Origin of the sequence: Halorubrum miltondacostae, from assembly GCF_041379815.1 — an archaeon.
Classification (GTDB): Archaea; Halobacteriota; Halobacteria; order Halobacteriales; family Haloferacaceae; genus Halorubrum; species Halorubrum miltondacostae.
In genome coordinates this window covers 107,105-130,347 of the sequence record NZ_JBEDNY010000002.1, presented here as the reverse complement: position 1 = coordinate 130,347, position 23,243 = coordinate 107,105, and the positions used below count along the sequence as shown (strand labels likewise).

The 23,243-nt window shown below is 68.7% G+C and carries 21 protein-coding genes; 3 read left to right on the top strand and 18 right to left on the bottom strand.

Annotation, left to right across the window (positions count from 1 at the left end):
- Positions 1 to 10: 10 nt before the first annotated feature.
- The 13 genes from ABNG04_RS06140 to rnz all read right to left on the bottom strand — a co-directional run bounded on the left by ABNG04_RS06140 (position 11) and on the right by rnz (position 16,618).
- Complete coding sequence (locus ABNG04_RS06140; RefSeq protein WP_371160976.1) at positions 11 to 3,571, bottom strand: DNA polymerase II large subunit; 3,561 nt, start codon at positions 3,569 to 3,571, stop codon at positions 11 to 13.
- 34 nt (positions 3,572 to 3,605) lie between these two features.
- Positions 3,606 to 4,025, bottom strand: a complete 420-nt coding sequence (locus ABNG04_RS06135) for a PPC domain-containing DNA-binding protein (protein WP_371160974.1) — start codon at positions 4,023 to 4,025, stop codon at positions 3,606 to 3,608.
- Between the two features lie 236 nt (positions 4,026 to 4,261).
- Positions 4,262 to 4,639: a NifU family protein gene (locus tag ABNG04_RS06130; RefSeq protein WP_371160972.1), complete on the bottom strand. Its 378-nt coding sequence runs from the start codon at positions 4,637 to 4,639 to the stop codon at positions 4,262 to 4,264.
- A 72-nt stretch (positions 4,640 to 4,711) separates the two neighbouring features.
- Positions 4,712 to 5,041 carry a DUF5783 family protein gene (locus ABNG04_RS06125; RefSeq protein WP_371160970.1) on the bottom strand — a complete coding sequence of 110 codons (330 nt, stop codon included), beginning with the start codon at positions 5,039 to 5,041 and terminating at the stop codon, positions 4,712 to 4,714.
- 237 nt (positions 5,042 to 5,278) lie between these two features.
- Positions 5,279 to 7,441: a catalase/peroxidase HPI gene (katG, locus tag ABNG04_RS06120; protein ID WP_371160968.1), complete on the bottom strand. Its 2,163-nt coding sequence runs from the start codon at positions 7,439 to 7,441 to the stop codon at positions 5,279 to 5,281.
- A gap of 295 nt (positions 7,442 to 7,736) precedes the next feature.
- Positions 7,737 to 9,164, bottom strand: a complete 1,428-nt coding sequence (gene lpdA / locus ABNG04_RS06115) for a dihydrolipoyl dehydrogenase (protein WP_371160966.1) — start codon at positions 9,162 to 9,164, stop codon at positions 7,737 to 7,739.
- Complete coding sequence (locus ABNG04_RS06110; RefSeq protein WP_371160964.1) at positions 9,164 to 10,855, bottom strand: 2-oxo acid dehydrogenase subunit E2; 1,692 nt, start codon at positions 10,853 to 10,855, stop codon at positions 9,164 to 9,166. Before ABNG04_RS06110 ends, lpdA begins: the two co-directional genes overlap by 1 nt.
- Before the next feature lie 45 nt (positions 10,856 to 10,900).
- Positions 10,901 to 11,887 carry an alpha-ketoacid dehydrogenase subunit beta gene (locus ABNG04_RS06105; RefSeq protein WP_371160962.1) on the bottom strand — a complete coding sequence of 329 codons (987 nt, stop codon included), beginning with the start codon at positions 11,885 to 11,887 and terminating at the stop codon, positions 10,901 to 10,903.
- On the bottom strand, positions 11,888 to 12,991 hold the full coding sequence (gene pdhA / locus ABNG04_RS06100) for a pyruvate dehydrogenase (acetyl-transferring) E1 component subunit alpha (protein WP_371160960.1): 1,104 nt from the start codon (positions 12,989 to 12,991) through the stop codon (positions 11,888 to 11,890).
- A 319-nt stretch (positions 12,992 to 13,310) separates the two neighbouring features.
- Entirely contained in the window at positions 13,311 to 13,712 is a 402-nt protein-coding gene (locus tag ABNG04_RS06095; protein WP_371161933.1) for a DUF8146 domain-containing protein, read from the bottom strand.
- 124 nt (positions 13,713 to 13,836) lie between these two features.
- Positions 13,837 to 14,469, bottom strand: a complete 633-nt coding sequence (locus ABNG04_RS06090) for an RPA family protein (RefSeq protein ID WP_371160958.1) — start codon at positions 14,467 to 14,469, stop codon at positions 13,837 to 13,839.
- A complete protein-coding gene (locus tag ABNG04_RS06085) occupies positions 14,470 to 15,396 on the bottom strand; it encodes a replication factor A (protein WP_371160956.1) in 927 nt (308 codons plus the stop codon).
- 289 nt (positions 15,397 to 15,685) lie between these two features.
- The gene (gene rnz, locus ABNG04_RS06080; RefSeq protein ID WP_371160955.1) at positions 15,686 to 16,618 is read right to left on the bottom strand and encodes a ribonuclease Z; all 933 of its coding nucleotides are present in this window, start codon (positions 16,616 to 16,618) and stop codon (positions 15,686 to 15,688) included.
- A 103-nt stretch (positions 16,619 to 16,721) separates the two neighbouring features.
- Between rnz and ABNG04_RS06075 the strand changes: the two genes are divergently transcribed.
- Together ABNG04_RS06075 and ABNG04_RS06070 are read left to right on the top strand one after the other, a co-directional pair.
- Positions 16,722 to 17,000 carry a DUF7538 family protein gene (locus ABNG04_RS06075; protein WP_371160953.1) on the top strand — a complete coding sequence of 93 codons (279 nt, stop codon included), beginning with the start codon at positions 16,722 to 16,724 and terminating at the stop codon, positions 16,998 to 17,000.
- A 163-nt stretch (positions 17,001 to 17,163) separates the two neighbouring features.
- Positions 17,164 to 19,110 (top strand): ABC transporter ATP-binding protein, encoded by a 1,947-nt coding sequence (locus ABNG04_RS06070; RefSeq protein ID WP_371160951.1) that lies wholly within the window; start codon positions 17,164 to 17,166, stop codon positions 19,108 to 19,110.
- Between the two features lie 66 nt (positions 19,111 to 19,176).
- On the opposite strand, the gene ABNG04_RS06065 is transcribed toward ABNG04_RS06070, so the two are convergent.
- Entirely contained in the window at positions 19,177 to 19,485 is a 309-nt protein-coding gene (locus tag ABNG04_RS06065) for a DUF5789 family protein (RefSeq protein ID WP_371160949.1), read from the bottom strand.
- Between the two features lie 81 nt (positions 19,486 to 19,566).
- Here ABNG04_RS06065 and ABNG04_RS06060 point away from each other — a divergent pair, with 81 nt between their 5' ends.
- Positions 19,567 to 20,361 (top strand): creatininase family protein, encoded by a 795-nt coding sequence (locus ABNG04_RS06060; RefSeq protein ID WP_371160947.1) that lies wholly within the window; start codon positions 19,567 to 19,569, stop codon positions 20,359 to 20,361.
- A 15-nt stretch (positions 20,362 to 20,376) separates the two neighbouring features.
- On the opposite strand, the gene ABNG04_RS06055 is transcribed toward ABNG04_RS06060, so the two are convergent.
- The 4 genes from ABNG04_RS06055 to ahbB form a co-directional block, all read right to left on the bottom strand.
- Complete coding sequence (locus tag ABNG04_RS06055) at positions 20,377 to 20,781, bottom strand: DUF5790 family protein (RefSeq protein WP_371160945.1); 405 nt, start codon at positions 20,779 to 20,781, stop codon at positions 20,377 to 20,379.
- A 124-nt stretch (positions 20,782 to 20,905) separates the two neighbouring features.
- Complete coding sequence (locus tag ABNG04_RS06050; protein ID WP_371160943.1) at positions 20,906 to 21,133, bottom strand: hypothetical protein; 228 nt, start codon at positions 21,131 to 21,133, stop codon at positions 20,906 to 20,908.
- A 73-nt stretch (positions 21,134 to 21,206) separates the two neighbouring features.
- Complete coding sequence (locus ABNG04_RS06045; RefSeq protein WP_371160941.1) at positions 21,207 to 22,013, bottom strand: aldo/keto reductase; 807 nt, start codon at positions 22,011 to 22,013, stop codon at positions 21,207 to 21,209.
- Between the two features lie 111 nt (positions 22,014 to 22,124).
- A complete protein-coding gene (gene ahbB, locus ABNG04_RS06040; RefSeq protein ID WP_371160939.1) occupies positions 22,125 to 23,198 on the bottom strand; it encodes a siroheme decarboxylase subunit beta in 1,074 nt (357 codons plus the stop codon).
- Positions 23,199 to 23,243: the final 45 nt, after the last annotated feature.

Below are 23,243 nucleotides of genomic sequence, written 5' to 3'. Positions count from 1 at the left end.
TGCCCCTACCTCACATGAAGTCCGCGATGCCGGACTGTTTGTTCGTGTCGTCCTCGAAGATCGACTCCAGCGACTGGTCTAACACCTTCAGCCGCTGTTTCGTGTAGGGGCGGCAGTCGAACCGCTCTGCCACCTCGATGGCGGTGTCGACGTACTTGCTCACCGACCCCTCGTGGACCGTGAGGTTCACGCGACCGCCGCACTCGCGACACTCGCCCGTCAGCGGCATCCGGCGGTACTTCTCGCCGCAGTCGAGACAGCGCGTCTCCTGCCGCGAGAACGCCCGGAGGTTCCCGATGATGTCCGGCAGGAAGTGGTATTCGATGACGCGCTCGGCCACGTCGGTCTCGTCGACCGCGCGGAGCTTCCGGGCCAGTTCCAGCTGCGCGTCCATCTTCTCCATCATGTCGCCGAGCGTCTTGTACGCCGAGAGGTCCGGGCCCATCGCGATGTCGGTCGTGTCGTGGGTGTGGTCGAACCCGTGATACTCGTCGTCGGTCCCGAGCGTGTCCTCGCCGATCTGGATCAGCTCCTCGACTTCTTCCGGGTCCGCCAGCTCGCGCGACGCCTCGTACAGCTCCAGCGGGTACTCGCGGACGATGTCGACGTTGTGCGCCTCGTCGTCGATCTCCGAGGGGTCGATCCGCGAGGACATCACCAGCGGCGCGTCCATCCGCCCGCCGCGTTGGTCCGGCAGAAATTCTTTCGAGAAGTTGATCAGTCCGTCCATGAGAAGCATCACGCAATCCTCGTCACCGTCGCAGTTCCGGCGCTTGGCGGCGTGAAAGTACGGATGAGCGTATCCCACCGCGGCCGAAGTAAATCCTATCACTCTCCCGACAGTCGCGGCGCTCGTGTGGGGGGCCATCCCGAAGACGAGTTCGCCGACGAGGTCGTCGCGCTCGTTCACCTCATAGAAGCGGTCGAGCCCGTAGAACTGTTCGAGGAGGTCGTCGACGAAGTCCGCGGTCTTGAGCATGTGCTCGGCCGCGCCGTCCGAGAGGACGATGTCTTGGACGCGCAGTTCGACCACTTGATCGTCGTGGCGCAGGGGCTCGCCGTCGACGTCGGTCTCGTAGCCGAGCTCGCGGAAGTGGTCCGCGGTGACATCGAGCTCCTCGGGCCGGACCGCGGTGACCGGGAGGTCGGTCATGTCGTAGCGGACCGTCCCGTCCTTGAACGAGGTGACGCCGTTCTTCGCGCGGAGGACGCCCTTCTCGATCGGCTCCGGCGTCTTGTTCCGCGAGGTGAGCCCCTGGACGCCCTTCAGGATCTCGAAGGCGGACTCGCGCTCGCCGACCGTCTCCAGGGCGGTGCGGTACGCGTCATTGACGTCGACCTCCTGATACCCCGCGGCCGTCACCTCCCACTCGCAGTTCGGGCACTCGACCCGGCCGGCCTCGTCGGGCTCGCAGACGGTACCGCAGTCGTTACACGCGTAGTGCGGCTCCGTGTGCGTCTCGCAGTCGGGGCACAGCGCGGCGTAGGTGTGCTCGCCGCAGTCGGGGCAGACGCGGTCGGAGACCTCCAGCTCGTGTCGCCCCCGGCGACCGGTGTCGTCCATCACGTTCGCGGCCTCGGCGACGTCGCGCTGGGGGCCGCCCGCCTCGTTGATCGGGAAGAGCGTGTGGACCGCCGGCGAGAGGTCGCGGCTCTCCGACTTCTCGGGGCGCCCCATCCGGTTGCCGATGCGGGTCGGGGCGCGCTCGCGCACCTCGAACGGGGCGACCTCGTTGACCGCGCGGATCGCGTTCGCGCCGTCGGCGTAGTCCCGGGCCGCCGCCGAGAGGTCGGCGGCGTCCCACTCCTTCCGAAGTCCGTCGTCGATCCCGAGCGACCGCGCGAGGGGTCGCCACGTCGGGATCCGGAGGGCGTCGGGGGTCGCGGCGTGTTCGATCAGCAGCGACTCCAGTGCGTCCTGGACCTCGTCGGTGCGCTCGATCGCGAGGATGCCCTCGACGACGTCGCCCGCGGCGACCGCGTCCGCGAGCGCCGCGACGGCGTCGACCGACACGTCGTGCCAGAGGTACGTGTACTCCGGGTGGAGCGGGCAGTCGTACGCCTCCGCCCACGAGAGCGCCCGGTCGACGCCCGGGTGTTCGAGGTCGACGTGCGGGTCGTCGCGGAGCGCGCGGACGTCGGCCCCGTCCGCCTCGAACTCCTGGATCCACCACTCGGGGGCGTACGACGCGGGCGCGAGCGGGTGGTTGTTCTCGACGAACTCCCCGTAGTTGACGAGGTACTCGCCGAGGTCGAGCACCTTCTCGACGCCGTTCCGGAGCTCCTTCGCCTCCTCGGGGTCGTCGATCCGGCGGACCTCACCGTTCGCGAGCCGGACCGTCGGGCCTTCGATGGAGTCGACGGGGACGACGCCGTGCGCCTTCCCCGGGCGTTCCGTCTTGATCTGCGTCCCGGCCGCGAGGAAGTCGTCGACGATGTGCATCGTCGCCGGATGGACGCCGCCGGTCGCGAAGCCGTGGTTGCGGGCGCGACCGTATCGGAGCCGGAACCCGCCCGCCTCGCTCGGGTGGGTGAACACGGGACGCCCCGCGATGAGGTCTCGAAGGAACTTCTGGGAAGGGTCTGCGCGGACCGGCCCGTCCGATCCGGTTTCGGCCGAGTCGTCGGCTTCCGGTTCGCTCTCCGGCGCGTCGGGGTCGCCGCCCTCGTCCGCGCCGTCGGCGTCGCCGCTCTCCGCCTCGTCACCGTCGTCGTCGCCCGCCCCGTCCTTCCCGATCGTCCCGTCGATCAGGTCCTGGAGCCACGGCCAGTCGACCTCCTCGAGGTCGCGGGTGTACCGCTGGATCTTCGGGGCCTTCAGCGCGATCCCCTCGGCGGCGACGAGGCACATCCCGCCGCGCGCGGAGTTCGTGTCGACCCGTTCGAGGTCGCGGAACCCCGAGACCTCCTCGTCGCTCGTCGCCTCCCCGTCGAGCATGACGGGGATGTGCTTGGCGATGAACTTCGACTCCTTGTCCTTCGGCGTGTACTGGAGGCCGGTGTCCTTGTCGTAGAGGGCGATCTCCTCGGCGTAGCGCTCGACCTCCACATCGCGGGGCTTGTACTCGTCGACGTCGAGTAGCGACCGGGCGTAGTCGGCGACGAGCACGGACAGCGCCTGCGCGGTCCCGCCCGCCGAGCGGATCGGGCCGGCGTAGTAGACGTTGACGAACTCCGTGCCGTCGTCGTTCTCCAGCAGCTCGACGCGGTCGATCCCCTCGATCGGCGCGGCGACGACCCCTTCGGTGAGCAGCGCGACCGCGGTCCGGACCGCCCCCTCGATCTTCCCCTCGCGAGAGTCGTAGTCGCCGACGTTGCCGTCGACGAAGTCGGTGACCAGCTCCAGGGCCGCCTCCTCGCGGGACATCTCGCCCTCTAGGTCGCGGACGCGCTCCGCGACGCCGTCGATGCCGAGGATGTTCTCGACGCGGTCGGCCATGTCGCGGGCGATCGGGATCTCGATCTCCGGCTCGGGGTCCCGGCCCTGCTCTTTGGCCGCCTCCGCGACGTCCCACGCCTCGTCGAGCCGCTCTTCGATCCGCGCGAAGTAGCGCTCGTCGTCCGGTCTCATCGGGCTTCGACGGTCGGGCGACGCGCTCGGCGGGTCACAGCCACAGGTCGAGGTCGGTCGCCTCGTCGTGCGAGCGCTCCAGCGGTTCGGCGAACGCGCGGAGGTGGCACTCGCCGGCCCAGACGGTGGCCGAATCGAGATGGCCCGCGAGCGCCTGCCCGCTCGGTCGGGAGAGGACGGCGTGGGTGTGCGCGAACACGTCGCCCTCCAAGAGCGAGACGTTGCCAACGCAGGCGGCTACCTCCAGCGGTTCGTCGAACGTGACCGAGCGGTACTCGGTCTCGTCTTGGTCGTAGAACCAGACGTCCGCGTCCTGGACCGCCCCGAGCGCCGTGAACCACCCGGCCTCGACGTCCTCCGCGCGGGCGAGGGACTCGATCTCCTCGCGCCAGTCGGCCCCCGTTTCGAACCGCGCGACGTACTCCGCCGTGGGTTCGACCTCGCGATGGTACATAGCAACTCCCCACGGCGGCAGGGGAGAAAAAGGCTTCAGTCGGGCCGAGTTGAGCGCGCGGTCCGGATTCGATATAGCGTTATGAGGTACATGAGCTCGACAGCGGGGGGAGAGCCCTGAGACGACGCTAGTCCCGAGAAGTGGCGTCTCACGCGTCAAACCGGCACATTAGCGCGAGATAGTGTCGCAACTCGCGAAGCGGAAAGAGGGAGGAGGTTCGGATCGGTCGGACCGACTCAGAACGGCGCTTGCGGGCCTTCGTCGTCACCGTCGTCGGTCGTCTCGCCGGGGAAGGAGGGGGACATCCCGCCGCCGCTGCTGGTACCGCCGAGGTCGCCGTCCGCGCCGGCTTCCGCGCCGGTGTCGGCGTGGACCGTCTCAATCTCGGGGATCTCCTTGACCATCCGGGACTTGATCGCCTGGATCGTCATCGGGGAGATGCCGCAGCCGGAGCAGGCCCCGCCGAGCTGGACCGTCACCTCGCCCTTCTCGCGGTCGAGGTGGGCGATGGCGGCGCTACCGCCGTGCATCTGGATCTGCGGGAAGTTGCGCCGCAGGAAGTTCGTGATCCGCTCGCGGAGTTCGTTGTCCGCGTCAGCCGTGTCCGTGCTCATGCCCGCGAGTTGGCGGGCACCGGGCTTATGCCTTTGGTTCGCCCGGATCCGGTGGGGAGACGCGCCGCGGACTCATTCCGGCCGGTCGACGCCCAGCGTCCGGTACAGTTCGGACTCGATCCGCTCGACGTACTCCTCCAGCGTCTCCTCGAACGTCTCGTCGTCGACCGCGACCGCACCGCGGATCCGCTCGCGGGGGTTCTCCGGGAGTTCGACGCGGAACTCACCGTCCTCGTAGAACGGCTCCGACTCGTTGAGCACGGTCTGGTCGATGCCGTGGATCAGTTCCGAGTCGTACCGGTCGTTCATCTGGTTGAACGCGTTCTTGTACGCCCGCTGGAGTTCGTTGAAGTAGTTAGCGTACTTGTCCTCGAACTTCTCCGGGTCGAACTCGTCGGCCATGTCGCGAGCGAGGGCTCGGCGGAAAAAAAGCCGGTCGATCGCCGCCGAGACGGCGGAACGTCGGGAGTGCAGTCAGACGAGGTGACCCGAACGAGTCGATTTTATAAATTGTATATCGCGATATAGAATTGATAGGACATAGTGCGAGCCGGAGATCGGCGACCCGCGTGGAGAGGTGCGAACGTCGGAGCTACCCGATTGGGCGACTCGAAAGGAAAACCGACTGCGACGGGGGCGTTACTTGAGGTCGAAGCGGTCCGCCTGCATCACCTTCGTCCAGGTATCGACGAAGTCCTCGACGAGTTTCTTTTCGCCGTCTTCTGCCGCGTACACCTCGGCGAGCGAGCGGAGCCGGGAATGTGACCCGAATATTAGGTCCGCACGGGTCGCTTTCCACTTGAGATCGCCGGTGTCGCGGTCGTAGCCCTCGAACACCTGGTCTTCGGTGGACGGTTTCCAGTTCGTTTCCATGCTCAGGAGGTTCACGAAGAAGTCGTTCGTTAGCGCCTCCGGCTGATCGGTAAGCACACCGTACTCCCTGTCGCCGTACGTCGCGCCGAGTGTCCGCATACCACCGACTAGCGCAGTCATCTCGTCGGGAGTCAGATTCAGGAGGTCGGCCTTGTCGATCAACAGCTCTTCGGCTGGCCGGTCGACCCCGTCCGGAACGTAGTTGCGGAACCCGTCGATCTCCGGCTTGAGCGCCTCGAACGAGTCGGCATCGGTCTGTTCGGCGGTCGCATCGGTCCGACCGGGCTCGAACGGGACTTCGACGTCGTAGCCGGCGTCGGCCGCGGCCTCCTCAATGGCCGCGCTTCCGCCGAGCACGATGAGGTCGGCCAGTGACACCTGTACTTCGCCACGCGACTCGTTGAACTCCGCCTGGACACGTTCGTACGTCTCCAAGACCGTTTCCAGTTTCTCCGGTTCGTTGACCTCCCAGCCGCGCTGCGGGTTCAGGCGAATGCGAGCCCCGTTCGCACCACCGCGCTTGTCGCTGTCACGGTACGTCGACGCGGAGGCCCAGGCGGTCTTGACCAGCTGTGCCCGCGTGAGATCCGTCTCAAGGACTGCTTCCTTGAGCTGAGCGACCGCTTCGTCGCCCACAAGTTCGTACTCCGCGTCGGGGAGCGGGTCCTGCCAGACCATCGTTTCGTCCGGGACCTCGGGGCCGAGGAACCGCTCTGGCGGACCCATGTCGCGGTGAGTCAGCTTGTACCAGGCCTTGGCGAACGCCATCCCGAACTCCATCGGGTTCTCTTGGAACGTCTCCATGATCTCCCGGTAGTCCGGATCCTTTTTGAGCGCGACATCGGTCGTGAGCATCATCGGCGTGACCCGCTCACCGTCGTCAAGAGCGTCCGGCGCGGAGTCTTCGAGCTCACCGTCCTCCGGCGTCCACTGCCAAGCACCGCCCGGTCCCTTCTCCGGCTCCCACTCGTAATCGAGAAGGTTGTTGACGTACCCCATGTCCCACTCGGTCGGAGACCGAGTCCAGGGACCTTCGATCCCGCTCGTGGTGACTTCGCCGTCCTCAACCGCAGCGTCGTTCTGCCAACCGAGCCCCATGTTCTCTATGGGCGCGGCCTCCGGCTCGGGTCCGAGCACTTCCTCAGGGTCGTCCTTCCCGTGAACTTTCCCGAAGGTATGGCCGCCGGCGATGAGTGCCGCCGTCTGCTTGTCGTTCATCGCCATGCGGGAAAACGTCTGTCGGATGTTTTTCGCCGACGCCTCGGGGTCCGGCTGTCCGTTCGGCCCCTCAGGATTGACATAGATGAGCCCCATCACCGATGCGCCGAGCCCTTTCTGGATCTCACCGGGCCGCTCGAAGCGGTTCTGCGTCTCCAGTTCGTTCTCCGGGCCCCAATTAACGGACTTGTCGGTGTCGAAGTCGTCTTCGCGGCCGCCAGCGAAACCGTACGTCGGGAAGCCCATCGACTCGACGGCGACGTTCCCGGCAAGGACAATCAGGTCGGACCACGAGAGGTTACGTCCGTACTGCCGCTTGACGGGCCAGAGCAGACGCCGAGCCTTATCCAAGTTCGCGTTGTCCGGCCAGCTATTGAGTGGCGCGAACCGCTGCCGAGCGCCAGCGGCTCCGCCGCGTCCGTCGTAGGCGCGGTACGTGCCGGCGCTGTGCCACGCCATCCGGATCATGAGCGGACCGTAGTGTTCGTAGTCTGCCGGCCACCAGTCTTGTGGCTCCGTGAGTACGGCTTCGATGTTCTCTTTAACAGCCTCGAGATCGAGTTCCTGAAACGCCTCTCCGTAGTCGAAGTCCGCTTCTAGTGGGTCGGACTTCTGTCCGTTCTGATCGAGTATCTCCAAACTCAGTCGTTCGGGCCACCAGTCTTGATTCGATTTTCCGGTAAAGGCTTCGTCTGAACTGCTGCTAGCCATCTGCCACTGTGTATCGGCTTCCGTCTGATAACAGTTGTTTGGCGAAATCTTTCATTACAATAAAAATTGACAGAGACGAAATAAATATATCTCGATGAGTGATGGATTTGCTACCACGGTCGAACAGATACCGCTCACCGGCGTCGACGATCAATGTAGTATCGCCCGCCTGCGAGTCTTTACTGTATCGGGTACCCGCTATCGGTCGGAGAGACGGCTGTACGGACCCATGAAGCGAGTCAGTAGTACCGGCCGAAGGGGTCCGTTCGGGACGCGCTCGACGGCCGGAACGCACTCAGCGGTTCAGCGTGTGGATCGCCTGTCCGCGAGCGTTCTCCGCGGCCTCCATCACGGCCTCCGCGAGCGTCGGGTGGGTGTGGACCGTGGCGGCCACGTCTTCGAGCGTCGCCCCCATCTCGACCGCGAGCGCGACCTCCGCGATCAGCTCCGACGCCTCGGGCCCGACGATCTGCCCGCCGAGGACGAACCCGGTCTCCTCGTCGGCGACGATCCGGGCGAACCCCTCGGTGTGGCCGGTCGTCATCGCGCGGCCGGAGGCGTTGAACGGCATCTCGCCGACGGCGGGGTCGAAGCCGGCGTCCTCGGCCTCGGCCTCGGTCATCCCGACCGTGCCGATCTCGGGGTCGGTGAACACCGCGGCGGGGACGGCCTGCCGGTCGAGCGCGGCGGGCTCGCCCGCGATCACCCCGGCGGCGACGATCCCCTCGTTCGAGGCCGTGTGCGCGAGCATCGGGTCGCCGGCGACGTCGCCGACGGCGTGGATGTGCTCGACCGCGGTGCGGGTCCGGTCGTCCGTCTCGATGAAGCCGCGGTCGTCCGTCTCGATCCCCGCGTTCTCGACGTCGAGCCCGTCGGTGACGGGCTGGCGGCCGACCGCGACGAGGATCTTGTCGACGCCGTACGTCGACTCCTCGCCCCCCTTCGTCTCGGTGTGGAGGAGGTAGCCGCCGTCGGGGGCCTCGGCCCACTCGCTCGCGCCCTCGCCGAACTGGAACTCGACGCCCAGCTCCGCGGCGCGCTCGCGGACGACCCGTTTCACGTCGTCCTCGTAGGGGTCGAGGATGTCGTCGAGCATCTCGACGACCGTCACGTCGGCCCCGAGCTTGGCGTACGTGGTCGCCAGCTCCATCCCGATGTAGCCGCCGCCGACGATCCCGAGCCGGTCCGGGACGGTGTCGGCGTCGAGCGCGTCCGCGGAGCTCCAGACGTGGTCCTCGGCGAAGTCGAAGCCGCGGATCTGGATCGGCCGCGAGCCGGTGGAAACAATCGCGTGTTCGAACGAGAGGGTCTCCGAGCCCTGCCCGTCGCCGCCGTGGGCGACGCGGACGGTGTCCTCGCCGACGAACGAGGCGGTCCCCTCGATCAGGTTCACGCCGTTCGCCTTACAGAGCTTCTCGACGCCGCCCGTCAGCCGGTCGACGACGCCGTCTTTCCACTCGACCATCTTCCCCATGTCGACGGCGGGGTCGGCGTGGACGCCCATGAACTCCGCGTTGCCCGCCTCGTGGGCCAGCCCGCTGCCGGTGATGAGCGCCTTCGAGGGGATACACCCGCGGTTGAGACACGCGCCGCCGTAGGCGTCTTTCTCGACCAGCGTTGTGTCGAGCCCCTCCTGTGCGGCGCGGATGGCGGCGACGTAGCCGCCCGGCCCCGCGCCGATGACCAGTACCTCTGTTCCCGTGGTGACGTCTCCGACGACCATTATTCGTTGAGTAGCAGCAGCGGGTTTTCTAAGTGTTCCATGACGGTGTTCGCGAACTCGGCCGCGACCGCGCCGTCGACGACCCGGTGGTCGATCGACAGCGACAGCGGCAGCGTCGGGGCGGGAACGACCTCGCTCGCGCCGTCGCGCTCGCGCACGACCGGGCGCTCCTCGATTGCCCCGAGCCCGAGGATCGCGGTCTCGGGGTAGTTGATGATCGGCGTCGCGTACTCGCCGCCGATGGCGCCGAAGTTGGTGATCGAGAAGGTCCCGCCGTTCATCTCCGCGGGCTTGAGCTTGCGCTCGCGGGCGCGGGCGGCGAGGTCGTTCACCTCGTCGGCCAGCTCGAAGAGCCCCTTCTCGTCGACGTTGTCGACGACGGGGACCATGAGGCCCGCGTCGGTCGCGACCGCGATGCCGAGGTTGTACTCGCTCTTCAGGACGATCTCCTCGTCATCCTCGCGGAGCTCGCTGTTGAGGTACGGGTACTTCTTCAGCCCCGCGACGATCGCCTTCATCACGAACGGCATGTAGGTGAGCTTCACGTCGCTCGCCTCGGCTTTCGGCTTCAGCTGCTCGCGCGCCTCCACCAGCGGGTCGACCTCGGCGGTGTCGTGGTGGGTGACGTGCGGGGCGGTGTACTTCGACCGCTCCATCTGCTTGCCGATGGTCCGCCTGACGCCGCGGTAGGGGACGGTCTCGTCTCCCGAGCCGGAGGCGTCCGTCGCCGACGCACCGGCGGCTGCGGCCGCGTCGGCCGGCGTCGCGGCGGCCTCGCCGCCGGCGTCGAGGTCGACCGGCTCCGGCTCGGGCGCCGGTTCGGCGGTCGACTCCAGCGCGTCGGCGTACGCGTTCACGGCCTCGGCCGTAACGAACGCCTCGCCGTCGCGGGTCTCGTCGGTCGGGACGTCGTCGAGGTCGACGCCGCGCTCGCGCGCCGCCTTCCGGGTCGCGGGCGTCGCGAGCGTGGTGTCGCGGCCGGTGGGCTCGGGACCGCCCGCCGCGGAGCCGGCGGACGCCGTCGCACCGTCCCCGTTCCGCTTGCTGACCGCGGCCTTGCGGTCGCCGGAACCGGTGTCGGTCGGCGTCGGCGCGGGACGCGGCTCGGGGGCGTCGTCCGCGTCGGTGGACCCCGCATCCCCGTCGGCGTGCGCTCGGACGTCCGACTCGCTCACGCGGCCGCCGGGGCCGCTCCCCTCGACCGCCGCGACGTCGACGCCGAGCTCGCGGGCGAGCCGGCGGGCCGACGGCGGCGCGAAGGTGCGCCCCGAGGGCGTGTCGGGCTCGGCGTCGGGTTCCTCGGCGGCCGGCTCCGACGACGGATCGTCGGCCGGCTCGGGCTCGGCGTCGGGTTCCTCGGCGGCCGGCTCCGACGACGGATCGTCGGCCGGCTCGGGCTCGGCTTCGGTTCCCGCGTCGTCGCCGGCGGCCGCCTCGGCGTCGCCGTCCTCGTCGACGCGGAACGAGATGATCACGTCGCCGACGGGGACCATTTCCCCTTCCTCGGCGAACAGCTCCTCGACGACGCCGTCGTAGCTCGACGGCACCTCGACGAGCGCCTTGTCGGTCTCGACCTCGGCGACGGGCTGGTCCTCCTCGACGCGGTCGCCGGGCGCGACCAGCCAGCTGACCAGTTCGCCCTCGGCGACCCCCTCGCCGACGTCCGGGAGCTTGAACTCCTCGACGGTCATGCGCTCTCCCCCTCGAGTGTCATACGTGTATCTCCGGCGGTCATCTTAAAATTCGACCGCCTCCAGGATGCCGTCCTCGATGCGCGCCGCGGACGGGAGGTAGTAGTCCTCCAGCGCGTACAGCGGGTACGGCACGTCGAACCCGGTGACGCGGCCGATCGGCGCTTCCTGGTACAGCAACGCCTCCTCCTGGAGGATCGCGGTGATCTCGCCCGCGAGCCCGCCGGTCTTCGGGGCCTCGTGGACGACGACCGCGCGGCCCGTCTTCTCGAACGCCTCGACGATCGCCTCGCGGTCGAGCGGGGAGACCGTGCGGAGGTCGACGACCTCGCACTCGATCCCCTCCTCGCCGAGCGTCTCGGCGGCCTCCAGCGTGGGGCGGGTCATCGCGCCGTAGGTGAACACGGCGACGTCGTCGCCCTCGCGCCGCGTGGCCGCCTCCCCGATAGGGACCGTGTACGGCTCCTCGGGCACCTCCTCGCGGAACGCCCGGTAGATCAGCTTCGGTTCGAGGAAGATCACCGGGTCGGGGTCGCGGATCGACGCCGCGAGCAGCCCCTTCGCCTCGTACGGCGTCGAGGGGACGACGACCTTCAGGCCGGCCTCGTGGGCGTAGAACGCCTCCTTCGACTCGGAGTGGTGTTCCGGCGCGCGGATGCCCCCGCCGTAGGGGGCGCGCAGCGTCATGGGGAGCGTGAACCGCCCGCGGCTGCGGGTCCGGAACCGCGACATGTGCGAGACGATCTGGTCGAAGCCGGGGTACATGAACCCGGAGAACTGGATCTCCGGGACCGGTCGCATCCCCATGGCGGCCATCCCGACCGCGGTGCCGATGATGCCGGACTCGGCCAGCGGCGTGTCGATCACCCGGTCACCGCCGAACTCGTCGTACAGGCCCTCGGTCGCGCGGAAGACGCCGCCGTTCTTGCCGACGTCCTGGCCCATCACGACGACGTCGTCGTCCGCGCGCAGTTCGGAGTGTAGTCCGTCTCGTACCGCCTGTACCAGCGTGAGATTCTGTGTGTCGGTCATTCAGTCCTCCAGGAACGCCGCGTCGCCGCGTTCGTCGCGCAGCGCGGCGAACTCCTCGTACTGCCGCTCCAGTTCGGGCGGAAGCTCCGCGTAGGCGTGCTCGAACAGCTCCCGCGGGTCGGGGCGCGCCATCGACTCCGCCGCGTCGATCGCGTCCGCGACCTGCGCCTCCACCGACGACTCGATCTCGGCGACGCGCTCGTCGTCGAGGAGCCCCTCGTCGCGGAGGTACGACTCCAGCCGGTCGATCGGGTCCTTCCGCTTCCAGCGCTCGACCTCGTCGTCGTCGCGGTAGACCGTCGGGTCGTCGGCGGTCGTGTGCGCGCCGAACCGGTACTGGACCGCCTCGATGAGGGTCGGGCGCGGGCGGTCGGCGTCGGGGTCGCGCGCCTTCTCCAGCGCGGCCGCCGTGACGCCGTACACCGCGAGCGGGTCCATCCCGTCGACCTGTACGCCGTCGATCCCGTACGCCTCCGCCTTCTGGGCCAGCGTCGCGCTCCGGGTCTGCCGCTCGCGCGGGACCGATATGGCCCACTGGTTGTTGTTACAGAAGAAGACGGTCGGCGTGTCGAACACGCCGGCGAAGTTGACCCCCTCGTGGAAGTCGCCCTCGCTCGTCGCGCCGTCGCCGAAGTAACAGACGAACGCGTCGTCCTCGCCGCGGAGCTTCGAGGCCCACGCCGCGCCGGTGGCGTGGGGGACCTGCGACGCGATGGGGACGGCGACCGGGAAGACGTTGACGTCCGGCGGCGCGTTGTTGCCGTCCTCGTGGCCCATCCAGTAGAGCAGCGTCTGTTTCAGCGGGAGCCCGTGGACGAGGGCCGCGCCGTGCTCGCGGTACGACGGGACCATCCAGTCGTCGTCGTCGAGCGCGTACGCCGACCCGATCTGGGCCCCCTCCTGGCCGGAGAGCGGGGGGTACGTCCCCATCCGCCCCTGCCGCTGGAGGCTCACCGCGCGGCCGTCGAAGTGGCGCGCCAGCCGCATGTGCCTGTACATCCCGACGAGCGACCCGTCGTCGAGGTCGGGGACGTCGCCGACGACCTCCCCGTCCTCGTCGAGGACGCGAACCGTATCGTCGTACGCCCTGTCGAACACGCTCACGGTCGAACCCACCTTCGCATGTCCGATCCGTCCAGCGCCCGGGTAATATCGTTTTCGTAAATAATTTAGTATACTCAGAAATAGCGGCTTCGCGATGAGAAACTGTCCATCAGACGGGGAGAGAATCGGACGTTTCTGAACAAACTCGGAGGAGTTAGGCAATATTTTCGGCAACATGGGCGTTTCGCCGGTCAGTAACGGACGAACAGGAAGGTTTTCGCGCGAGGGGCGGCCGGGCGACCGGCGAGGAGGCACGCCGTGGCGTCGCGACTGGGGGATGAAGCGGACGCCGAGGGGAGAAACGGGCGGTGTCGAGCCGCTATCCGAGGCGGAAGGACGGCTCGTCGGGCTCGCCGTCGAGGTCCTCGAGGTGGATCACGTCGTCGTCGCCGTCCTCCAGCTGCTCCTGGAGGTAGTTGACGTACCGCTTGTGCTCTTCGAGCTGTTCGCGGAGGTGCTCGGCCTCGAGCTCCAGCCGCTCGTGCTCGCGGACGAAGCTCTTCGGGACCTCGACCTTCGGGGGGAACGGCTCGTCGTCGTCGGCCCCGGCCAGCTCCGACTCGGGAACGACCCGGACCTGACCGTCGTGGGCAACGAGCGAGTCCACGTAGTTTCGGAAGACCGCCGACAGCGAGATATCGCGCTCCTCAGCGATGTCGCGGAGCGCCTCGAAGGCGTCCTCGTTGACGCGGAACGAGATCGTCTTGTTCTTGTTGCCCATCACCAGAAAATTTGGCGCGCGAGTCACTTAAGCGTTTGTCAGACGGTCGCAAGAAACCGCGAAATATCGCTCGTTGCGGGTCGAAGCGCCCGATCGGCTCAGAAACGCGGCCGAGCGTCGCCGGTCAGGGCTCGGGCGTTCCGGCCGGGTCCGGCTCGTCGCCGGCGTCGCCGGCGAGCTCGTCGCCGCTGTCGTCGAGGTCCTCTAACGCCGACAGCGCGGCGGCCTTGTATGTCTCGGGGTCGAGGTCGTACTCCTCGCGGGCCATCCGCGCGTACTCGTTGCCCTCGTCGTCGAACGCGGCGACGCGCTCGACGGTGCGGCGGGCGGTCTCCGCGACCCAACGGTCGCGGGTGGCGGCGTCGACCTCGGTGATCGACTCGGGGCGGACGGAGACCCGGACCGTGCCGTCGTCGGTCTCGTAGGTCCGGGGTTTCCCCACGACTGCGACGTAGGCCGGGGGCTCCAAGTCCCGAAGTTTGGAAGCGGCTTCGGGCTGGTACTGGCCGGCGTACACGAAGAACGTGCCCGTCGGGTCGACGATGCGACCGCGCCAGTACTCGCTGTCTTCGCCGACGTCCTCCTTCTCGGTGAGGGTGCCGACGAAGAACACGCGGTTCGAGGACTCGCCCGTCGGTAACAGCGCGTAGACGGGGGCTCGCTCGTCGTCGGACTCGGTGAACGTGTAGCCGGCGTCGTTGAACTCGCTCGCGAACACGCGCCGGGCGACCTCTCGGGTGGGGGCTGACTGGCTCATTTAGATCGACCTCGCTTCGATCAGCGCACTTTCGACGTCGACGGTGCCGGGGTCCTCCATCTCGTCGACCAGGACGTACCGGCCGAACGTCGGGCCGGTGACGCGGTAGTAACGCCCGAGCACGTCCTCGCCCATCTCCTCGGCGACGACGGTGGTGTCGAGCGCGTCCATCGCCATGTCCTTGGCCTCCTCCAAGCTCATGCCGGTGAGCTTCTCGGTTGCCTCGCGGTCGAAGATGACCTCGGAGACGGTCTCGCCGTCGTCGAGGACGCCCTTGATCCGGAGGTCGAACTCGCCCTCGACCTGTCCGTGTTCAGAGCAGCGCCCGTTCTGGAGGACGCGGGTACAGTCATCTTCCGGACAGCGCTTGATCAGGCCGGAGCCGGACTGGATGTCGACCAGCGCGCCCTCGACGGTGTCGGCGTTGTCGCCGATCTCGATCTCCTCGTCGATCTCGGTGATTTGCGTCGTCCGGTTGAGCTTCACCGAGTAGCTCCCCTCGTACTCGTCGGTGACGACGTTCGAGAGCTCGTACGCCTGTCCCTCGGTCAGCTCGGGGAGGTCGGAGGTCTCGAAGGCGACGAACTTGATCGTGCCCGACTCGTCGCCGAGGAGGCCGACCTGCGAGATGGAGTCGCTGCGGGGCTCCCACAGGTCGACGAGTTCGACGCGCAGGTCGACCCACTGTTCGTCCTCGTCGATGTCGTCGACGAGGACCTCCTCGCTGCCGCCGCGGCCGAGCTCGTCGCGCTCCATCCCGGCGTCTTCGAGGTAGCTGTTGGTGACGCTCCGGCTGGCCTCGTCGAGCGGCACGCGGTACTCGTCGACGAGGGTCGTCAGTCGCTCCTCGACGTCGTCGGGATCGACGTCAGTGTGGTCCGAGAACTGTTCCGCTATCGCTTCCGCTTCCTGTCGCAGTTCGCTCATGGGGTGTCTCCGCCTCCGGTCTTGTTTCAGTGGGAGGCGTACGACGGTTGGTTCCTCACCGTATTAAAACGCCCGTGACCGCGGTGAAAGTGAACGGATCCGACGGGAGCGCGCTTCTCACTGGTGTTCGACGAATCGACGCCCGACTGAATGTGGGGCGACGGGGAGACGACGGCCACCGCGTCAGACGCGCGTCAGCCATGCGCGGGCTTCGTTTCGAGTGGAACGGTCACACGGGTCGCGGTGGCACGGACCGAGTCGGGGATGAGAGAGCGGACGCTCGGGGATCTCAGTCGTCGGCGTCGGGGAACGGCACCTCGATCAGGTCGCCGTCGTCGGGCAGCAGGCACTCGCCGTCGAACGCCTCGCGGGCGTCGCGGCGTATCGGACGCGGGTCGGCGGCGTACCGCGAGGAGATGTGCACCAAGGCGAGCCGCTTCGCGTTCGCGCGGGCGGCGATCGACCCCGCCTCGCGGCCGGTCGAGTGCGCGGTGTCGCGGGCGCGGTCGGCCATGTCGTCGGCGAACGTGGCGTCGTGGATCAGCAGGTCGGCGTCCGCGGCCGCCTCTACGGTGGTCTCTTGCGGGCGCGTGTCCGCGGTGTACACCAGTTTACGGCCGGGGCGCGGCGGGCCGACGACCTGCTCCGGCTCGACGACCGTCCCGTCCTCGGCCTCGACCGACTCCCCCTCGTGGAGGCGCCCGAACTTCGGCCCGACAGGGACGCCGAGCTCCTCCGCCTTCGGCCGGTCGAACCGGCCGGGGCGGTCGTCCTCCTCTAAGACGTACCCCTGTGAGACGGTCCGGTGTTCCGTCTCGAACGCGCGGACCGCGTACTCGTCGGTCTCGTGGGCGACCTCGCCCGGTTCGACGGGCTCCACTCGCACCGGAAACGCCGGGTCGTGGCCGACCGCGTGGACCAAGTCGTGGAGCTGCTCTCCGGTCCCTGGTGGGCAGTGGATCGTCAGCGGGTCGGAGCGGTCGTTGAACCCGAGCGTCTGGACGAGGCCGGGGATGCCGAGGACGTGGTCGCCGTGGAGGTGCGAGACGAACACCCGGTCGACGCCGAACCCGGTGCCGCTACGCATCATCTCGCGCTGGGTGCCCTCGCCGCAGTCGAAGAGGAAGCGGTCGCCCTCGCGGTTGACGAAGACGGCGCTCGCCGCGCGCTCGACGGTCGGAACGGCCCCGCCCGTCCCGAGGAACGTGACGCGAAGAGACATGACCGGTCATCGGGGCGGCGGTTGTAAACCGGTGTCGATGCGGGTGGGCGGCGCCGCCTCGCCCCGCCGACACCCACATGAGGCCGGGGACCCGAGGGCGGCCATGCGAGAGCCGATCGCCGCCTTGGTCCGACAGGAGGGGTGGCGCGCCGAGGGCGCGGCCGCCCGCGTCCACTACGAGGGTGGCAACGACCGGTACGCGGTGGAGTTCTACGCCGAGAGCGCCCACGTCCTCTACTGGTCCGTACCGACCGACGAGGACGAGGGCGGGACGGCCGCGCCGGTCCCGCGCGACGGCGTCCCGGGGCCGCTCCGGCAGCGCGTCCGGGACGACCTCGACGAGGCCGGGATCGACCCGAGCGTGGAGCGCCGCGACCTCTGAGCGCGCGCGAGCCAGACCGGTGAGTCGACCGGGGCGCAGACGCGGGTGACCGCGGCCGTCGCGGGAGAGATCACCCGATCGAACGGGTGTTACCGGTGTTTTCTGCCGATGTATTTCGGTTCGAAGGAAACCTATTTGCCGCATTACCCGATACGATTTGGTGATGAGTGGCGTCGAATGGGAAGACGACGATCCCTTCGAAGAGCAGCGGGACAAGATAGAGAATCCGATGAAGCGGCTGTTCGTCGAGTACGGCCGCGACTACGTTCCGCAGGTGACGGTGGGGGTGTTCGCGAGCGTCTTCGCGCGGCTGCTCGACCTGCTCCCGCCGCTGATGCTCGGGATCGCCATCGACGCCGTGTTCTACGAGGACGCCCTGTTCAGCGAGCAGATCCCGCTCGTCGTCCTCCCCGACGCGTGGCTGCCGACGGGACAGACCGCGCAGTTCTGGTTCACGATCGCCATCATCGGGGGCGCGTTCGGGATCGGCGCCGGTTTCCACTGGGTCCGCAACTGGGGGTTCAACGCCTTCGCACAGAACATCCAGCACGACGTCCGGACGGACACATACGACAAGATGCAGCGCCTCAACATGGAGTTCTTCTCGGACAAACAGACCGGGGAGATGATGTCGATCCTCTCGAACGACGTGAACCGGCTCGAACGGTTCCTCAACGACGGGATGAACTCGCTATTCCGACTGTCGGTGATGGTCGTCGGGATCGGCGTCCTCCTCTTTTGGATCAACTGGCAGCTCGCCTTGGTCGCGCTGCTGCCGGTCCCGATCATCGGCGGGTTCACCTACCTGTTCATCAAGATCATCCAGCCGAAGTACGCCGAGGTGCGCTCGTCGGTCGGGAAGATGAACTCCCGGCTCGAGAACAACCTCGGCGGCATTCAGGTGATCAAGTCGTCGAACACGGAGCCGTACGAGTCGGACCGCGTCGACGACGTCTCGATGGAGTACTTCGACGCCAACTGGGACGCGATCACGACCCGGATCAAGTTCTTCCCGGGGCTCCGCGTGCTCGCCGGCATCGGCTTCGTGGTGACGTTCATCATCGGCGGCCTCTGGGTGTTCCAGGAGACGCCGCCGGGGCCGTTCACCGGCGAGCTCTCGGTCGGGATGTTCGTCGTCTTCATCCTCTACACGCAGCGGTTCATCTGGCCGATGGCGCAGTTCGGGCAGATCATCAACATGTACCAGCGCGCCCGCGCCTCCTCCGCGCGGATCTTCGGACTGATGGACGAGCCCTCGCGACTCGCCGAGGACCCGGGCGCGGAGGCCCTGACCGTCGGGGACGGCGACGTGGTGTACGACGACGTCTCCTTCGGCTACGACGACGAGACGATCATCGAGGACGTCGACTTCTCCGTCGAGGGCGGGGAGACGCTCGCGTTAGTCGGCCCGACCGGCGCGGGGAAGTCGACCGTCCTCAAACTGCTGCTCCGGATGTACGACGTCGACGAGGGGTCGATCGAGATCGACGGCCAGGACGTCCGCGACGTGACGCTCAAGTCGCTCCGCCGCTCGATCGGCTACGTCGGGCAGTCGTCGTACCTGTTCTACGGCACGGTCCGCGAGAACATCACCTACGGCACGTTCGACGCCACGGACGAGGAGGTCCGCGAGGCCGCCGAGGCCGCCGAGGCGCACGACTTCATCGAGAACCTCCCGGACGGCTACGACACCATGGTCGGCGAGCGCGGCGTGAAGCTCTCCGGCGGGCAGCGCCAGCGCGTCACCATCGCGCGGGCGGTGCTGAAGGACCCGGACATCCTCATCCTCGACGAGGCGACCTCCGACGTCGACACCGAGACCGAGATGCTGATCCAGCGCTCGCTCGACCGGCTCACCGAGGAGCGGACGACGTTCGCGATCGCCCACCGGCTCTCGACGATCAAGGACGCGGACACGATCCTCGTGTTGGAGGGCGGCGAGATCGCCGAGCGCGGCACGCACGACGAGCTGCTCGACAACGACGGGCTGTACGCGCACCTCTGGGGGGTTCAGGCGGGCGAGATCGACGAGCTCCCGCAGGAGTTCATCGACCGCGCGCAGGAGCGCACCGCCCGGATCGTCGAGGACGCCGAGACCGACGACGACTGAGCGGCACCGGACCGCCGGACGGGGTGGCCCGCGAAGCGACATCGGACCGCCGACGCGACGCCCGGGTCAGCGGGGCAGTTCCGTCCACTCGTCGGCGGCGGTCGCGGGCGGCGCCTCGTGGTCGAGCGCGCGGAGGACCGCCTCGCGGACCTCCGACGGCTCCCGGAACTGCGTCTCTTCGCAGCCCTCGAGCAGCGCGTCGAGCCGCGCCGTCGCCGTCGGGGTCTCCAGCGTCGCCGCGCCGTACTGCTCGATGAGCTCCGCCGCTGTCACCGGGTAGCGGTGCTCGCGGAGCGCCCGCTTCAGCGGGCCGAACGTCACGGCGGGAGCCGGATCGTGCGCCTCCGTATCGTGGTCCGCGTTGTCACCGCTCATACGGCCGCGACCCGCGGGGAGCGACATAACACCACGGGTGGTGACCGCCGGCTATACGATGCCGGCCGCCGAGGTGACGGTATGCGCCTCAGCGAAGTCGCCTGGACCGACGTGCGCGACACCGATGTCGACGTCGCGTTCCTCCCGGTCGGGAGCACGGAGCAGCACGGCCCCCACGCGCCGCTCGGCACCGACGCGCTGAACGCCGTCGCGGTCGCGGCGGCGGGTGCGGACGCCTATGAGACGGGGGAGTCGACCGAGACCGACGGCTCGGCCGACGCGGACCGCGCCGGTCGCGACGACGCCCGCGGCGAGGTCGCGGTCGCGCCGCCGGTCTCGGTCGGCGTCGCCGAGGAGCACCGCACGTTCGACGGGACGATGTGGGTCTCTCCGGAGACGTTCCGCGCGTACGTCCGGGAGTCCGCCGAGTCGCTCGTCTCGCACGGGGTCGACCGCGTGGTGTTCGTCAACGGGCACGGAGGGAACGTCGAGGCGCTCGCGGAGGTCGCCCGCCGGTTCTCGCGCGACGACGCCCACGCGGGGTACGGGGTCGCGTTCACCTGGTTCGAGGCCGTCGGCGAGCACGCGAGCGACATGGGCCACGCGGGCCCGCTGGAGACGGCGCTGTTGCGCGCGACGAATCCGGCCCTCGTCCGCGAGGAGCGCGTCGGCGAGGCGAGCGCGGGCGCGGCCGACCGCTGGGGCGAGTGGGTCGCGGGCGTGAACCTCGCGCACGACGCCGACGAGTTCACCGATAACGGCGTCGTCGGCGACCCCGCGGGGGGCGACGCCGAGCGGGGCGCGGAACTGCTCGACAGCGCGAGCGCGGCGCTCGCGGAGCTAGCGGATGCGGTCGTCGAGCGAGAGGCGAACTGAGGGCGCGGACGGGCGCTACTCGTCGTCGTCGTCCGTCGCGTCCTGAAGCGCCCCGCGGATGGCGGGGACGGTGCCGGTGAGCGAAGCCACCTCGTCGGCGGCGCTCTCGATGTCGCCGACGAGCGACTCGAGCTCCTCGATGTCGGCCTTCAGGTCCTCGGCGTCCTCGAACGCGTCGGCGCGCTCGCCGAGGACGTACGCCTTCTTCGCCGAGCGCACGCTGTCTATCGCGTCGCCGGCGTCGAGCGCGGATTTCAGCCCGTTGAGCGCGCCGAGGACGTTGTCCGCGTCTGTCTCCCACACCGCGTCCGGGTCGGGGAGCTGGTCGCGCGCCGCCGCGAGGTGCTCCTCGACCTCGGCGCGGGTCTCCGCGGCCGCCTCGCCGAACAGGTCGTCGTCGTCGAACGTGGACTGGCTCATACCCGGACCGTCGTGCCCGGACCTTTTAAAAACGCGCCCGAAAGCGGAAGTGAAACCGACGGCGAGCGCGGACCCGTCGGCGGATCGGGCGGATCTCGCGTTCAGTTCCGGTCCGCCGGCGGGCTCAGACGCGGACGAGCAGCTCGACGGCGATCAGCGTCACGAGGAGGGCGAGCAGGCCGGCGAGGGCGGCGAGCGTCCGGAGCTTCTCGAGTACCGCGTCGGTCCCGGGCGTCGCCGCGAGGAGGGCCGGGCGGTCGCGGGGGCCGGACTCGCCGCCGGGGTCCGCGTCGGCGCCGGGCGAGCCGTCCGCGGACGGACCGGCGTCGGACGGCGGGTTCGGGTCCGGCACGGACTCGTGTTCGACGTGGAGACGCGTTAAACCGACTATGAGCCGTCAGTACCGGTATTGAGCGCTCCGGAGGTCAGTCGCGGTTCCAGGCGGCCCGCTCGAAGTCGACGATCCGCTCGCGGCGGTCGAGCGCGTCGATCCGGGCGATCTCCTCGTCGCGTAAGTCGATCTCGCGAGCCGCCCAGTTGTCCTCAACGTGCCCGAAGTCGGCCGCCTTCGGGATCGGCGCGACGCGCTCCTTCGAGAGCAGCCACGCGAGGCTCACTTGCGCCGGCGTCGCGTCGTGACTCGCGGCGATCTCGCGGAGGGCGTCGACCTCGGCGACGCGGTTGCGCGCGATCGGCGAGTAGGCGACGAGCCAGTGGTCGTGCTCGACGGCGTACTCGCGGAGCCGCTCCTGTGGAAGCAGGGGGTGACACTCCACCTGATGGGCGAACACGTCGTGGTCGAGGCGGTCGAGCGCTTCGTCGAGCTGATCCGGCTCGAAGTTCGAGAGCCCGATCCGGTCGATCACGCCGTCGCCGACGAGGGCGTCCAGAGCGGGCAGCGTCTCCGCCGGGTCGTAGCTGTCGATCGGCCAGTGGACGTACAGCAGGTCGATCGAGTCGACGCCGAGCCGGTCCCGACTCTCGCGCGCCGTCTCGACCGCGTCGTCGTACGAGAGGTTGTCCGTGGAGAGCTTCGTGGCGACGAACAGGTCCTCACGGTCGACGTCGCTCCGGTCGATCCCGTCGCCGACCGAAGCCTCGTTGTCGTACCCCTGCGCGGTGTCGACGTGGCGGTACCCGGTCTCGATCGCGTGGGCGACGCCGCCGGCGCACTCCTCGCCGGCCGCCAGCTTGTACGTCCCGTACCCCACCCTATCGAAGGCGTCGGTCATGTCCGGTCGTACCGCGGGCCGCCGGAAAAGTCCGCCCGTTCCGGCGGGCTGACCCGCGATCGAGACGGGCCCGGTCGCCGGGGGCGACCCGGCTACGGCCCGTGGCGCGGCCTACGCGGACTCCGAGTCCGGCGAGTCGGCGACGAGGTCCTCGTACCGCGCGCCGGTCTGTTTCAGCGTCTCCGTCGAGTAGAGTCGCTCGTGCTCGAACGGGAGGTGGTCGGCGGCCAGCTCGTCGATCTTCGCGTCGACGGCCTCGGCCTCGCGGCCGTGGATCATGGTGAAGAGGTTGTACTCCCACTCCTGGTCGGGGCGGCGCGGCCGGTGGTAACAGAGGGTGACGTACGGGAGGCTCCCGACCGCCTCGCCGCGCTCGTCGAGTTGGTCGTCGGGCACGTTCCAGACCACCATACAGTTGTTCGTGAACCCGGTGACGACGTGGTTGACGACGCAGCCGATCCGCTTGATACAGCCGTCGGCGAGCAGGCGCTCGACCGCCGCGAGCACGTCGTCGACGGGCGCGTCGATCTCGGCCGCCACGTCGGCGTAGGGGGTCGCGGACAGCGGGAAACCGTCTTGGATCGCGAGGAGGAGGTCGGCTTCGAGCGGGCTCAGGTCGCCGCGCGCGTCCTCGGAGATGCGGGTGGCGGAGACGTCGGTGTACTCGAGCGACTCCCGCGCGAACCGGTCGGCGTTGACCACGGGGAACTCGAGGTCGATGTAGTAGTCCGTGAGCATCGGGAGCGCCAGCACCTCGCAGCCGGTGCGCGCCTCGATCTCTTCGAGGATCTCGTCGCGCTTCTCGCGGGAACCCGCGGTGACGACGAACCACTGGTTCCACTCGTGGTCGCGCCGGTAGTTGTGGTTCACCTGCCGGTAGCCGTTGATCACCTCGGCGACCTCGTCGAACCGGTCGTCGGGCGCGCGCACCGCCGCGAGCGTCGACGATCCGATGACGGGCGGGTTGAGGACCGCGCCGAACCGGCGGAACACGCCGCGCTCGCGGAGGTCGCGGACGCGGTCGAGGAGCCCATCGGCGTCGACCGCGACGCCAGTCTCGGCCGCAATCTCGCTGGCGACCCGCTCGAACGGGCGGTGTTCGACGGGGAAGCCGCTCTGGTACTCGTCGACGAGGGCCGCGTCGACCGCGTCGAGGTCGGCCCGCCAGTCGGCGTCCAAACTCATTACGTCCGCTACGCGGCGGTCGTACCTACGCGTTTCGGGACGCCC